Source organism: Paraglaciecola psychrophila 170, assembly GCF_000347635.1.
Lineage (GTDB): Bacteria > Pseudomonadota > Gammaproteobacteria > Enterobacterales > Alteromonadaceae > Paraglaciecola > Paraglaciecola psychrophila.
Genome location: NC_020514.1, coordinates 1,943,503 through 1,956,757 on the forward strand (window position 1 = coordinate 1,943,503; position 13,255 = coordinate 1,956,757).

The following is a 13,255-nucleotide window of genomic DNA, read 5'->3' on the forward strand; positions in this document are numbered from 1 at the left end:
GATTAAACGAGTTTTTTGCTCTTAATTTGAAATTTATTCAATAAAGTTCAAATTAATCCGACATTTTGTAATTAAGCTGTTAGTATACGTATCGAGATTCTATATCCACTTGCGCGATAGTGATAACGCAGATGGAACTAAATTTTTCACTATTATAATGAAGAGAGTTCAAAATGAGTAAAGGTACAGTTAAGTGGTTCAATGCAGATAAAGGTTTCGGTTTTATTGCTCCTGAAGATGGCAGTAAAGATTTATTCGTTCACCATTCAGAAATTCAAGCTGGTGGCGGATACGCAACTTTGACTGACGGCCAAGCTGTTGAGTTTGAAGTTGGCGAAGGTCAGAAAGGTCCTTGCGCAAATAAAGTTGTACCACTTTAAGTTTTTTAAAAAACCTTAAAAGTATTAAGTCACTTAGCTATTTTACATAGCTAGGTGGCAATTTAGTTTTAGCCCCTACAAAAATCCATATTATCCTCGAAAACAAAACTTTCCAAGTCCAAACTAGATTCATAAATTTCTTAAATCTTAAAATCTCCAGTACCCAACACTCAATATTCTAAAGTCAGATTTCTGTTAGCACAGGAAATTACTCTGTTCGCTTGTCATAAAATCGCCATATTTGTTTCAAAATAATGTCATTTTTTTATCACGAAACTGTCAATTCTCTTCTCCATAATTAATTTTTTAATTAACTTGCCTTGTATTCGGTTAATTCCACAGTGAAATTTATTTCAAACCACCAAAAAATTGAGATCGGACAATGACAAAAGAAATTTTAGGAAGCTTTAAGTTATCTGCTATAGCACTTTCGTTAGCAATAGGTCTATTTGCCTGTGAAGGTGATGATGGTACTACAGGACCAATTGGGAATGTAGGCGAACAAGGAGATAATGGAGCTGTAGGTGCTGATGGTCAATCAGGACGTTCCGTACCTTTACTAACACGACTCGCTACCGTTCCTAGAGGTGCAGAGGTCACAGGTGCTTTTTTATCAGATGCAGGAGATTTGTTCTTTAATGTGCAGCATCCATCTGATGCAAACTCAGAAGAGGATTCAAGCGGTAAAGTGTATAACAGAGGAACGGTTGGTGTACTTAGTGGTGTGAATTTTAACCGTTTACCTTCCAAAATTGCAGATTCTCCGGTCCCTGAAACTGAATTTGAGCGTCAAACAGTTATGACCGCTTTAGGGGAATATCAGGTGATTGGTCAAACAAATGACGTCTTTGCAGAACTTGGGGCGAAAGGTTTAGCTAAGGGACTGGGGATCCATTATGGCATTATGTCTGGCGACAAAATTATTGAAAACAATGCACCAGATTTTAACGGCTTTGTTTCTACTGGCGCAAATGAAGGTTATTTGTTTACCAATTGGGAATCGTACCCAGGGGGTATGAGCCGCATGAAAATTATAAAAGATAACGTAGGTAGCTGGTCTGTCACTGAAGCAATGATGCTTGATTTTGATTCAGTTCAGGGAACTGCCGCTAACTGTTTTGGTTCGGTTTCTCCATGGGGAACGCCACTTACTTCCGAAGAATGGATTGTTCGTTCAGACGTCAACTCCACTACCGATGCTAGTTGGAATGATCCAGCCAATACTAGCACCGATAATATGGAAGCACTGACTGCTCCAGATTTCCCTAATCCTTATCGCTACGGATATATTGCAGAAGTAACAGCACCAACAAGTGATGCACCTATAGTAGTGAAGCATTTCACCGTTGGGCGTTATGAACATGAAAACTCGACTGTTATGCCTGACCGTAAAACGATGTATTCGTCTCAAGATGATACCGGCGGCGTTTTATTCAAATTTATTGCAGATGCAGCTGAAGATTTAACTTCTGGTACGTTATATGGCGCTAAATTGAAGCAAGATGTGGGTAGTACAGAACCTGCTACAACTGGCTTTGATGTGACTTGGGTTGAGTTAGCTAAAAGTGACAATGCTACCATCGGAGCTTGGATTGCTGAATATGATGGTATTGGTACTGATGATTATGTGGAAGGTAAAACAAGCTACATGACTATAGCAGACGTAAAAGCATGGGCTGATGGAGATGCTACTTATCCTCTAGTTGAAAATGGCGGAAGTTTTGTTACAGCAGGGCAGCCAATGGACGATAGATCTGCTTTTTTGGAGTCTCGTCAAGCAGCAAAAATGAAAGGTGCGACTGCTGAATGGAGAAAACTTGAAGGTATCAGTATTAATCATGATCGCGCGTTAGAAGCTGTGGGTGGTGTTGAGTCAATTGCAGATGAAAACGTAACCGAAGCCTTTATGTATATCGGTATATCGGATATTGATAATACTATGATTGATGATGAAGGTGATATTCAGTTATCTGCCAGAGTGAAAGATTGTGGCGGTGTTTATCGAGCCAAGCTAGAAGAAAACTATGACCTTGCGCGTATTGAACCTGTTGTTATGGGGGGAACATACCGCTCAACACTAACCGGTGCTGAACGCTGTGATGTCAATCAATTATCTCAACCAGATAATGTCATTGTTATGCGTGATGGCCGGATTATCATAGGCGAAGATGGCTTCCAAGAAAATAATACCTTGTGGATGTTCGACCCCAAAGGTGAATAAATCACTCTGACTATAAATCAAGCCTTAGGCACGACTGCTTAGGGCTTCATTTGATCTAATTTATAAAGAATAAGCCATGTATCATAAACTAATACTATTAAGCTGTTTATTGCTGTTGGCAAGTTGTGGCAACGAAAACAGTGTATCTGAACATTTGCTCGCTTCAAATATGCAAACCACTAATACGCCTTATGTTGAAACAGACGTCATTCCAGCTCTAGCATATATAGAACATAGTGAAGTATACAACGCTGAGTCTGTTATCCCGCCTCAGTGTTATACCAAAACAGATGGCAGTAATAACCCCTGTTATGCTTGTCACCAGTCATATAAGTACGATGAAATGCGACCTAACACTATGAATGATGGTGGGCTTCAAGGCGAATATGCGTTTTCAGAGCTAGGCACTAAAAATCATTGGAAGAACTTATTTGTGGATAGGAGCGAACTGATAAAAGGGGTATCTGACGACTCGATTAAACAATGGATCAAACAAGACAATTACACTGCATTTATTGAACGATTTTCTAAGGATCCGAACTGGAAAGGCGAGATAACACCTATTAAAAATCTAGCAGAGCCTAGCCAGGCATTTGATGAATTAGGCATGGCAAAAGATGGCAGTCATTGGGTAGCATTTAACTATAAGCCTTTCCCTAGCACTTTTTGGCCGACTAATGGCTCAACTGGAGACGCTATGATCCGCTTACCTAAGGTGTTTAGGCAAAAAGATCAATTATTTTCACAGGACGTGTACTTCGCTAATCTTGGGTTGCTGGAAATGGTATTTAAGGAAACTAATGAAATCAGTATTCCCCCTGTATCTGAACTGATCATAGGTGAAGATATTGATGGCGATGGCAAACTTTCAGCAGAAACCAATCGGATTAAACGCCGAACACACTATGTTGGTGATGCCGCTACAGAAACGCTGGCACATTTGTTATATCCAGAATATACCGAATTTTTACATACGGTGCGTTACATCGGTGTAAATGATGATGGCAGTATTTACAACGCCCAGCGTATGAAAGAAGTGCGCTACATGAAAAAACATAGTTTCAAATCGAAGGCAGAACTTGCATCTGAATATTATTTAGAAGCTAAAGAAAAGAATTTTGAAAACTTGCCACAAGTTCATTTATTGGGTGATAAAGGAGTCAACAGTAATATGGGGTGGACGCTTAATGCTTACATTGAAGATATAGATGGTGAATTGCGTCAACAACACGGGCAAGAACTCGCATTTTGCAGTGGTTGTCATAAAACAATCGGGGCTACTTTCGATCAAACGTTTTCATTTCCCAGAAAGGTTGAAGGTGCAGCAGGTTGGGGATACATCAACTTAAAAAACCAGCAAGACGTTCCTAATAAGGGGGAACAGCTTGGTGAGTTTCTCACTTATTTTCAGCGAGTGGGCGGGGGAGATGAGTTCCGTCAGAATACAGAAATGCTTGAGCGTTGGTTTAAGAAAAATGGTGATGTGGACTTGGATAAAGTTGCCAAAGCTGGATCTGTCTATGATTTGATCACGCCTTCATCTAGACGTGCTTTAGATTTAAATAAAGCTTATTTAACTATTGTCAAAGAGCAGAGTTATATCTTCGGTCGCGACGCGACCATTACTGCGGCGAAAAATGTCTTACAACGAGTAGATGAAAATCAAGCTCCTTTGGCGAAAGAGCATCGCTACCAATGGGACATGCGCCTTGATTGGCGTAAACAGTTAAGTACTGATGTCAGTATGTTGGACCAGCCTTAGTGGACTTTCCCTTGTTTGACTTTGTATTAGCCAGTTTGTTGATGGGCTTAGGCATTGGTCTCGATGTCGCCATTGCCACAGCTGCTAGAGCAAAACAATTGTCAACTATTCGCTTAGCATCCGTGTGGATTGTGGGCGTGTCCGTTACACATACCATTTTCCCAATGTTCGGTTATCTGTTGACGTATTTTAGTATTAAGATGCAACCTGCTATTGAACCGATTATTGGTTTACTGGCTTTTACTTGTATTTTTTATTATTTGAAAAGTGAATTAACCGAATTCGCCCAACCGAAAAAACAAGGTGAAGATAAACAACTAATGGTGACTCTTGGCTTGATTTTAGCCGTCAGTTGGGATGCGTTGTGGTCTGGTCCAGCTAAGTCTGCACAGGTGATAGGTTGGCCAGAGTTTTGGATATGGATATCATTCTTGTTGGTCGGGGTATTTGTATCTGTGCTGGCAATAGCCAGTTTGAGTTTCGCGCTACATGCACAGCGGTCAATCGAGGAGAGTCGTATGTCAAGATGGCTTAGTCTTTGGGTACAGTATTCAGTTATCGGTTATTTCGGATTGTTAGCAATGCTTAGATATACGCTAAACATCCATATTTATTGGTGGCAAGTGTTACTTCTGTCAGCTTTATTGATTGCGATAGCGATGAGCTTATTAATAGTCAAAGCAGCTAATAATCAAGTTAGTCGGACTGCAGATTAAGCGAGCTTAGCGTTGTATGTTCTTCTGATACTTTAAGAACGCTGCCTTGATCATACCAATCACCTAACACTATTCGCTGAGCTGGCTGGCCGTCAATTTCTAATCGGTGTATGGCAGGCCTATGAGTATGTCCGTGTATCAGCTTTTTGACTGCAAACTTTTGCATGCATGTTATGACTTCTTGTGATGTGACATCCATGATTTCAGCGCTCAGCTTAGATTGTTTCTGTTTGCTGGTAGCGCGACCTTTGCTGGCGAGCTTGCGGCGTGTCGATAAAGGTAAGCTCAACATAATTCTTGGCCACCACCAACTGCGAGCCTTTTTACGAAAAGCTTGATACTCGATGTCCATAGTACACAGTTCATCGCCATGCATTATAAGAGTTGGCTCGCCGTATAAATCGATTACCACTTGTTCTGGCAATATTTTAAAACCTGCTTGTGTAGCAAAGCGCTGGCGGATTAAAAAGTCTCGATTGCCATGAATAAAATAAATAGGCACGCCAGATTGTCGTAAGGTGCTAAATGCCTTAGCAATGCTCAACGTAAAACTGTTTTGATCGTCGTCGCCAATCCATACCTCAAACAAATCCCCTAATACATATAAAGCGTCAGCTTGTGGTGCTTTTTCACGCAGAAACTCAAAAAAACATTGATTAATGTCATCTCTGGCAGCAGATAAATGTAAATCGGAAATAAAGTATGTAAAAGGAGTCGGTGAATTCGATGGGGTCAGAGTCATTGATTTATCTGTTATCTAATAAATTCGGGATCAGTGGGATTAAAATCATTGATTTTAATCCCACTGATTAACCTTTTGTATGTTATTCGACTATTTCAGCTTTTTGAATAACTACATCTTCTACAGGCACATCTTGATGATAACCAGAATTACCAGTCGCTACAGCTCTAATTTTTTCAACTACATCCATACCATCAGAAACTTCTGCAAATACGCAGTATCCCCAACCATCAGTACTTTCACTTCTGAAGTTTAAAAAGCTATTATCCCCGACATTAATAAAAAACTGTGCGGTAGCAGAATGAGGTTCGTTAGTGCGTGCCATGGCTACTGTGCCAAGGTTATTGACTAAACCATTATTGGCTTCGTTTTGGATTGTCGCTTTGCTTTCTTTTTGATCCATGCCCGGTTCAAATCCGCCGCCTTGGACCATAAAACCGTCAATCACCCGATGAAAAATTGTGTTGTCGTAAAAACCTTCTTTTACATAGTCCAAAAAGTTGGCAACTGTAATAGGGGCTTTGTCGGCAAATAAAGTTAGAGTGATAACACCATAATTGGTATGGATTTTAACCATGAAATAAATCCTTAATTGAGCAATATAGAAATAACTTTTACATTCTAGCCTAAAAGTGAATGTTTTTTAAGGCCTTAACAGTGATTGGCTGATGCAGCATAGGTTTCTCGGTGATAGAATCCCGTTTTTAAATACTTTCGTTACTATTCATACATCAGAGGATTTTGATTCAATGTTACATATATACAACACCCTAACCCGTCAGAAAGAGCAATTTAAACCATTGCAAGCAGGTAAGGTGGGGTTGTATGTATGCGGTATTACTGTTTATGACGTATGTCACGTTGGGCACGCCCGTACTTATTTGAGTTTCGATTTAATGGTGCGCTATATGCGCTCTCGTGGACTTGAAGTGAAGTATGTTCGTAACATTACCGATGTAGACGATAAAATTATCTCAAGAGCGAATGAGCAAGGTTTAACCCCAGATCAGTTTACTGAAAAAACCATAGCGCGTATGCATGAAGATTTTGCGGCTATCGGTTTACTTGAGCCTGATGTTGAACCGCGCGTTACCACCCATATCCCTGAGATTATCAACGTAATTCAGCGCCTTATCGATAAAGGGTATGCCTATCAGGCGGACAGTGGCGATGTGCTGTTCGAAGTCAGTACCTACGCCGACTATGGAAGACTAGGACGACAAGACCTAGATCAGCTTAATTCTGGATCACGTGTTGCAGTGGCTGCTGAAAAGCGCGATCCACTAGACTTCGTATTATGGAAATCAGTTAAACCGGGTGAGCCTTTCTGGGAGTCTCCTTGGGGCAATGGACGACCGGGTTGGCATATCGAATGTTCCGCTATGAATCACAAACATTTAGGTGAACATTTTGATATCCATGGAGGTGGTTCTGATTTGACCTTTCCCCATCATGAAAACGAAGTGGCTCAATCTTGCTGCGCGTTTGATACACCTTATGTGAATTATTGGATGCACACCGGAATGGTGCAAGTAAACCAAGAAAAAATGTCTAAATCACTTGGTAATTTCTTTACTTTGCGAGATGTCTTAGAAGTATACGATGCCGAAACTGTACGTTATTTCTTAATGTCTGCTCAGTACCGCAGTCAGTTAAGCTATTCAGATAGTTTTATTCAACAAGCTCGCGCTTCACTAGAGCGTTTGTATACCGCTTTGCGCGATGTTACGCCGAATATGGATGTTGATGTCTCGATGGGGGATTATCAAACGCGTTTTAATCAAGCTATGGATGATGACTTTAATACGCCTGAAGCTTTCGCAATATTGTTCGACTTGGCCAAAGAAATCAATAAATCTGATGAACAGCAAGCTGCCGATTTAGCCGGTGTGATGATAAAATTGGCAGATATCCTAGGCATCTTACAACAAGCACCGAATGACTTTTTACAAGGCTCCGCAGGTGGTGTTCAGGATGACGTTTTTGAAATTGAAGCATTGATCAAAGCTCGTAACGATGCACGGACTAACAAAGACTGGGCTGCGGCTGATGCTGCACGAGATGCGCTAAACGCATTAAATGTGGTGCTTGAAGACTCAGCCAATGGCACAACTTGGAGACGCAGTTAAATTTTCAGCAAAAGCTCCAATTCTTATTGGAGCTTACTCGTTTTGATTTATTGAAGTTGAGTCGTAGATTAATATTATGCTATGGAGGATTTTTGTTATTCATTGAGGTTAATGAGTGATTTTATATTTTTTATGAATGTTTATTCAAACAAACCAATCAATTAAGTTATAACCAGCGCCTCACCTTTTTCTTGTAGAAAACATACTCTTCCCCAAAAATTATTTCGATGATGCGTTCTTCAGATTTAGTTTGAAATTCTGTGATGTAAAGGATAAAAGCGGGCAGGGTGATGAAACTGTAGACGTTACCAAATTTAAAAATGGCTGCAATAATTATGAGTTGCATGCCCAAATACATGGGGTTTCTGGTGACACGATAGATATCGCCTGATACCAGATAACTGGTCTTTTTGGGTTTGGTAGGATCAATTGTGGTTTTGGCTTTCCTAAACTCCCAGATGTCTGCAAAAGCCACCAATATTCCAGAGGCGCCAATATGCCAAAGCAGGGCAAAAAATATAGATGGCATTGGCAATAGCGGTAAGAAATGACTTAACCCATAGGATAAGACTGACAAACAATACTATGGGAGGATGGACTTTCATCTCAAGTGATTTCATCTAATGATGTATCCACTTGAGGATCTTTACTGTCAAATGAGTCTTTCCAACGCTGCTGCGATACATGTTGTTTAACCAACTCTAGACATTCATTTACAATTAATAACACTTCTTGGTCGAGCATATGGTCTTCGCTGGAGAAACGGCCAATTCCATGCTCAACAAAGTCATCTATTTTATCTGGAGTGATATCTTTTAATAGATTGATTATCGATTGTGTGACGATATCGGTGACCGACTTCTCTAAGGTTTTTTCTATGGTGCTACCCAGCATAGGAACCAATTTCAAGGTGGATACTTGTGAATTACCGCGTACCGCCTTACCTACACTCTTTTGAACGTGACTGCGAACAGATTCACCATGATCGTCGTGTTCTATGGATTCACCAATATGCACCATTACTGAGGATAACCATTGGGTTAAAATGGGTAAACGACTGGCTAGAACTTGTTGGCTGATATCTTCTATTAAAGGTGAACCTGCAGCGATATCTTTTTGCGCATCAGATAATACTTTAACCACAATTCGGTCACTGAGTTCTTCAACCAACACATCGTAATAAAAAATAATAAATCGATACACTGCGGTATTGCGTAAATCGATAATTTCATACTTTTGAAGTCGGTAAAAAATAGAAAATATCCGTAAAAACCGGAATATTCTTGCTCCACCCAAAGGAATACAACCAATTAAATCGTACCAATGAATAAAGGGGAAAAAGTACCAGCGAACATAGGTTTTACGCATGACTGATGCTATCCAACGAATACAAAATTCAGTCAGAAAAACAACCACAAAAGCTAAGTCATAGAGTACAAAGTTTTCATGGACTGGCGCATAACCCGTTACTAAGTCTGGCGATATAGACGCTAAGACAGACTTAAACGCTTGGGTGGCAAATAACCCATCAAATAGTAGCCAGATTAAGTTGATGATGAGTAATGCAAGCATCAATAAATCAAGAATTATCCATGGTCCTTCATGGCTAGATTTAAGTTTGGAATAACTAAAGTTAAGCATTAATAAAATAGCCGTTTTTGCATATTAGGTGCGAGTTACATCAACAAAAATTTTCAACTTTTGCCCTGGCTGAAGGTATTTTTTAAGCTTGGCTTGATTCCATTTTTGTATGTCACTTACTTTGACATTAAATTTTCCGGCTATACGCGCAAGTGAATCACCATTACGCACGGTGTAAGTGAGTGTGCGCATAACCGCATCTTTACGTTGCCCCTTGCTCACGTTATCAACCCACACCACTAATTTTTTACCTGGGCGCAGCGTATCTGTTGGTGCCATACCATTCCACTTCGCCAGTTGCCGTAAATTGACTTTGTACTCTCGGCTAAGATCCCAAAAGGTATCGCCACTTTTAACCGTATGATTAATTTTATATGCACCACTTTTTTTAGACTGGGTTTTAGCCAAGCGCTGGTCTTGAGATAATGAATAAGAGTCTAAGGATTTTAGAGCAACCGGAATGATCAGATAATTGCCCGCGATAATCACATTACTTTTTAACTCGTTCACTTTGCTGATGATATCGGTATTAGTATGATATTTGTTTGCTAGTCTTAATAAACTATCACCAGTTCTGACTTTATGCCTGACCCAATTTAAGCGCTCTGAGCTATCGGTTTTGGCTAGTTCAGTAGAGAATTTTTCGACCTTGTCTATGGGCAGTAACAAGTTATATGGCCCATTAGGATCGGTAGCCCAGCGATTGTAACCGGGGTTAAGAGCGTGTAACTCTTTGACTGTGAGCCCGGCCATTTCTGCCGCTAAAGCTAAATCTATCTGTGAGCCTATGGTGACTTCTTGAGTCAACGGGATATTGTTAATCTCAGGCCATTCAAAACTATACTGATCGCTGTTATCTAAAATATCGGCAAGCGCGAGGAGTTTAGGTACGTATGCACGGGTTTCTCTAGGTAAATCCAAGTTCCAAAAATCAGTTGGCTTACCCATTCTCTTATTTTTTCTGATCGATCGTTGTACACGTCCTTCACCGCTGTTGTATGCGGCCAATGCATGTAACCAATTACCATCAAACATATTAACTAAGTAATTCAAATAATCGATAGCGCCTTGAGTCGACGCCATTACGTCACGTCGGCCGTCGTACCACCACGTTTGTTTCATACCAAAACGTTTACCTGTAGAAGGGATAAACTGCCACATGCCAGCGGCACGTCCATGAGAATAAGCAAACGGGTCAAAAGCACTCTCAACAATGGGAAGCAGCACCAGCTCTAAAGGCATATTTTGCTGTTCCATTTTTTCAACGATTAAGTGCAAGAAAGGCTTGGCCCTTATAGCCACACGCTTCATATAATTGGGATGTTTAAGATACCAATTACGCTGCGCTGCAATACGATTGTTATCTTCAAATTCAAATCTAAGCTGACTCCGCACTCTTTGCCATACGTCTTTAACTTCTATATCAGCGGCGGCTTCAGCTATTTTTTCTGGTACCTCAACAGCCACTTCTACTGTTTCAACTGGATGAGTAATAGGTATTGTGCCTGATGCGGCTGATTCACAATCAAAATGCTCTTCTGCTTGATTTTCAGGTTGTCCACACGAGACTAATATTTGCTCAGCAATTTGGTGTTCTTGTTCAAGTTGACTAGCTTGTTCGCTATTTGTTGTGGCATTACAAGCAGATAAAGTCCCGATTAGGGCCAATGATAGTAGAGTGTGTAAACGCAATGTTTTTCCTTTTTAATATTTTCTGCTGAAAATTATTTGTATTGTGAGCAGGTATGGCACGACAAAGTTACTTTAACGGCAGATTATTTAACTTATTCTACCGATTAAAAATTATCTTTCCAGCTTCTTAATGAAGTAAAAATTGCCAGTTCAGATACTAACGGTGAGCCTTTGCTTTTACTTACATTGGTCACTAGTTCAGCGCTATGACAACGTAAAAACGGATTCACCGCCAACTCTCTATATATATTCGATGGCAATGTTGGAGCATTTGCTGCTCTTTGTTGCTTAGCCCAATGTTTGTAATCAATTAATGCTTGGTTATTAGGTTCAACGGCCTCAGCAAATGCAATGTTCGCCATGGTGTATTCGTGAGTACAGAAGACCTCAGTATCCGCAGGAAGTGCCGTTAACTTGGCTAAAGATATAAACATTTGTTGCGGTGACCCTTCAAATAATCGACCACAACCCGCCGAGAATAATGTGTCTCCACAAAACAGACCGATATCACCATAATAAGCAATATGATCTAAAGTGTGTCCAGGCACTTCTAATACTGAAAATTTAACACCTAGTTTTGGCAGCTCTAATTCATCACCCTGTGATAGACGAACTGTAATTTGTTTAATCTCTTTATTTTGGGGGCCATACACAGGAATGTTTGGAAAAGCGTCTAAAAGTGCGTCAATGCCACCGGTATGATCCCAATGATGATGAGTGATGATAATAGCTGAAAGACTGAGTTTGTTGTCGTGGCAAAAAGCTATAACAGGCTCAGCATCACCCGGATCAACAACTGTACAGTGAGTCTGATTGCGCAAACACCAAATATAATTATCATTGAATGCCTTGATGGGAAAAACGCTTACAGACATATTCTGTCTCCTTTCATAAACATTAGTATTAACAGTATCTTAATTTTAGAGTACCATAAATTGATGAGAGCAGCTTTAATCAAAAACCACCCAACTAAACCACAGCTATGGCAAGATTTGCCCTTAGGTAATGAGCTTAAATGTTTGATTGAAAATGAAATATCTGAAGTAAGCCGTAAATTTTTTGGCTATCACTTAGTACGGCTAGGGCATTTAAGCAGCCAAATCGAACTCGCAGCTTGCCCCATAAAACATCAAATCAATATCACATCCGATACTCAAACATATACCAGCTTAGTCGCCACTTCCGATGATTTACCCGTGTGTGAAAACAGCATAGACGCATTTCTCTTAGCTCATGAATTAGACTTTTCCAAAGATCCGCATCAGATATTAAGAGAAGTCGACAGAACCATTATGCCTAATGGTTATCTTGTCATTACAGGTTTTAATCCCCTTAGTTTATGTGGTTTACTTAAATATTTACCCATCAATCAAGGCAACATATTGCACGAGGCTCGTTTTTTTAGCTGCTCTAGGGTAAAAGACTGGTTGCAACTACTAGGCTTTGAAATAGTGGACGTAAAACATTTATTATTCAATGAGCTGTTTTTGCAACGAAAACTTAGGTCGTCCTCAAAATGGAACCAATGGTGTTACCGATATTTACCTCTATTAACTACCATGTACGTGATAGTGGCCAGAAAGCGAGAAATACCGTTGTCGATGATCAAACCTAAGTGGAAAGCCAAAACTAAATTTTCCACAGTGGGTGCAAGTTTCAGAAAAGGAATTATGCAAGTTGAAACTCCGAAGAAGTAATGATGAGTAATAAAACTTTTTCACCCTCATTAACAATTCAGTTTACTCAATAGCTCACTTATTAGATTGGTTGACCTTGACGCCCCTTGTACCCTCAGATTCCATGTTGATAAGCTTGTTATAGAAAAACTTAAACTCGCTATATTTTATTTTTTGTTGCTCTCAACACTGTTGATAATAATTGCTTTGGCTCAATTTACTTATCTTGTAGTTTGTGAGGATTGATGAAATGTAACACTCATCTAGTATCGATTTCCAAAGTGATAGTATGACAC

The 13,255-nt window shown here is 40.0% G+C and carries 12 protein-coding genes; 6 read left to right on the top strand and 6 right to left on the bottom strand.

Going from position 1 to position 13,255, the window contains the following annotated elements; all coding sequences use genetic code 11:
* Positions 1-173 precede the first annotated feature (173 nt).
* The 4 genes from C427_RS08395 (at position 174) to C427_RS08410 (ending at position 5,079) form a co-directional block, all read left to right on the top strand.
* Entirely contained in the window at positions 174-380 is a 207-nt protein-coding gene (locus C427_RS08395; RefSeq protein WP_007618104.1) for a cold-shock protein, read from the top strand.
* A gap of 382 nt (positions 381-762) precedes the next feature.
* Positions 763-2,601: an alkaline phosphatase PhoX gene (locus tag C427_RS08400; RefSeq protein WP_007643510.1), complete on the top strand. Its 1,839-nt coding sequence runs from the start codon at positions 763-765 to the stop codon at positions 2,599-2,601.
* Positions 2,602-2,677: 76 nt separating this feature from the next.
* Complete coding sequence (locus C427_RS08405; protein WP_007643509.1) at positions 2,678-4,363, top strand: hypothetical protein; 1,686 nt, start codon at positions 2,678-2,680, stop codon at positions 4,361-4,363.
* An 11-nt stretch (positions 4,364-4,374) separates the two neighbouring features.
* Positions 4,375-5,079: a hypothetical protein gene (locus tag C427_RS08410; RefSeq protein WP_226991298.1), complete on the top strand. Its 705-nt coding sequence runs from the start codon at positions 4,375-4,377 to the stop codon at positions 5,077-5,079.
* Here the strand turns inward: C427_RS08410 and lpxH are convergent.
* Together lpxH and C427_RS08420 are read right to left on the bottom strand one after the other, a co-directional pair.
* Positions 5,060-5,821: a UDP-2,3-diacylglucosamine diphosphatase gene (gene lpxH, locus C427_RS08415; RefSeq protein WP_007643507.1), complete on the bottom strand. Its 762-nt coding sequence runs from the start codon at positions 5,819-5,821 to the stop codon at positions 5,060-5,062. The genes C427_RS08410 and lpxH overlap by 20 nt on opposite strands.
* Positions 5,822-5,903: 82 nt before the next feature.
* The gene (locus C427_RS08420; protein ID WP_007643506.1) at positions 5,904-6,398 is read right to left on the bottom strand and encodes a peptidylprolyl isomerase; all 495 of its coding nucleotides are present in this window, start codon (positions 6,396-6,398) and stop codon (positions 5,904-5,906) included.
* Positions 6,399-6,570: 172 nt separating this feature from the next.
* Between C427_RS08420 and cysS the strand changes: the two genes are divergently transcribed.
* Positions 6,571-7,950, top strand: coding sequence for a cysteine--tRNA ligase (gene cysS, locus C427_RS08425; RefSeq protein WP_007643504.1), 1,380 nt, complete (start codon positions 6,571-6,573; stop codon positions 7,948-7,950).
* Positions 7,951-8,116: 166 nt separating this feature from the next.
* On the opposite strand, the gene C427_RS08430 is transcribed toward cysS, so the two are convergent.
* From C427_RS08430 to gloB, 4 genes are all read right to left on the bottom strand, one after another.
* Positions 8,117-8,479, bottom strand: coding sequence for a methyltransferase family protein (locus C427_RS08430; protein WP_007643502.1), 363 nt, complete (start codon positions 8,477-8,479; stop codon positions 8,117-8,119).
* Positions 8,480-8,556: 77 nt separating this feature from the next.
* Entirely contained in the window at positions 8,557-9,591 is a 1,035-nt protein-coding gene (locus C427_RS08435; RefSeq protein WP_007643500.1) for an ion transporter, read from the bottom strand.
* A gap of 24 nt (positions 9,592-9,615) precedes the next feature.
* On the bottom strand, positions 9,616-11,283 hold the full coding sequence (locus C427_RS08440; protein WP_007643499.1) for a LysM peptidoglycan-binding domain-containing protein: 1,668 nt from the start codon (positions 11,281-11,283) through the stop codon (positions 9,616-9,618).
* Between the two features lie 104 nt (positions 11,284-11,387).
* Positions 11,388-12,158 (bottom strand): hydroxyacylglutathione hydrolase, encoded by a 771-nt coding sequence (gene gloB, locus C427_RS08445; protein ID WP_007643498.1) that lies wholly within the window; start codon positions 12,156-12,158, stop codon positions 11,388-11,390.
* A gap of 63 nt (positions 12,159-12,221) precedes the next feature.
* Between gloB and C427_RS08450 the strand changes: the two genes are divergently transcribed.
* Positions 12,222-12,980: a class I SAM-dependent methyltransferase gene (locus C427_RS08450; protein ID WP_007643497.1), complete on the top strand. Its 759-nt coding sequence runs from the start codon at positions 12,222-12,224 to the stop codon at positions 12,978-12,980.
* The last annotated feature ends 275 nt before the right edge of the window (positions 12,981-13,255 follow it).

Bases quoted from the DNA above. Each gene is read 5' to 3' on its own strand.
- C427_RS08395 (WP_007618104.1), top strand. From the start codon at position 174: ATGAGTAAAGGTACAGTTAAGTGGTTCAATGCAGATAAAGGTTTCGGT.
- C427_RS08400 (WP_007643510.1), top strand. From the start codon at position 763: ATGACAAAAGAAATTTTAGGAAGCTTTAAGTTATCTGCTATAGCACTT.
- C427_RS08405 (WP_007643509.1), top strand. From the start codon at position 2,678: ATGTATCATAAACTAATACTATTAAGCTGTTTATTGCTGTTGGCAAGT.
- lpxH (WP_007643507.1), bottom strand. From the start codon at position 5,821: ATGACTCTGACCCCATCGAATTCACCGACTCCTTTTACATACTTTATT.
- C427_RS08420 (WP_007643506.1), bottom strand. From the start codon at position 6,398: ATGGTTAAAATCCATACCAATTATGGTGTTATCACTCTAACTTTATTT.
- cysS (WP_007643504.1), top strand. From the start codon at position 6,571: ATGTTACATATATACAACACCCTAACCCGTCAGAAAGAGCAATTTAAA.
- C427_RS08430 (WP_007643502.1), bottom strand. From the start codon at position 8,479: ATGCCATCTATATTTTTTGCCCTGCTTTGGCATATTGGCGCCTCTGGA.
- C427_RS08435 (WP_007643500.1), bottom strand. From the start codon at position 9,591: ATGCTTAACTTTAGTTATTCCAAACTTAAATCTAGCCATGAAGGACCA.
- gloB (WP_007643498.1), bottom strand. From the start codon at position 12,158: ATGTCTGTAAGCGTTTTTCCCATCAAGGCATTCAATGATAATTATATT.
- C427_RS08450 (WP_007643497.1), top strand. From the start codon at position 12,222: ATGAGAGCAGCTTTAATCAAAAACCACCCAACTAAACCACAGCTATGG.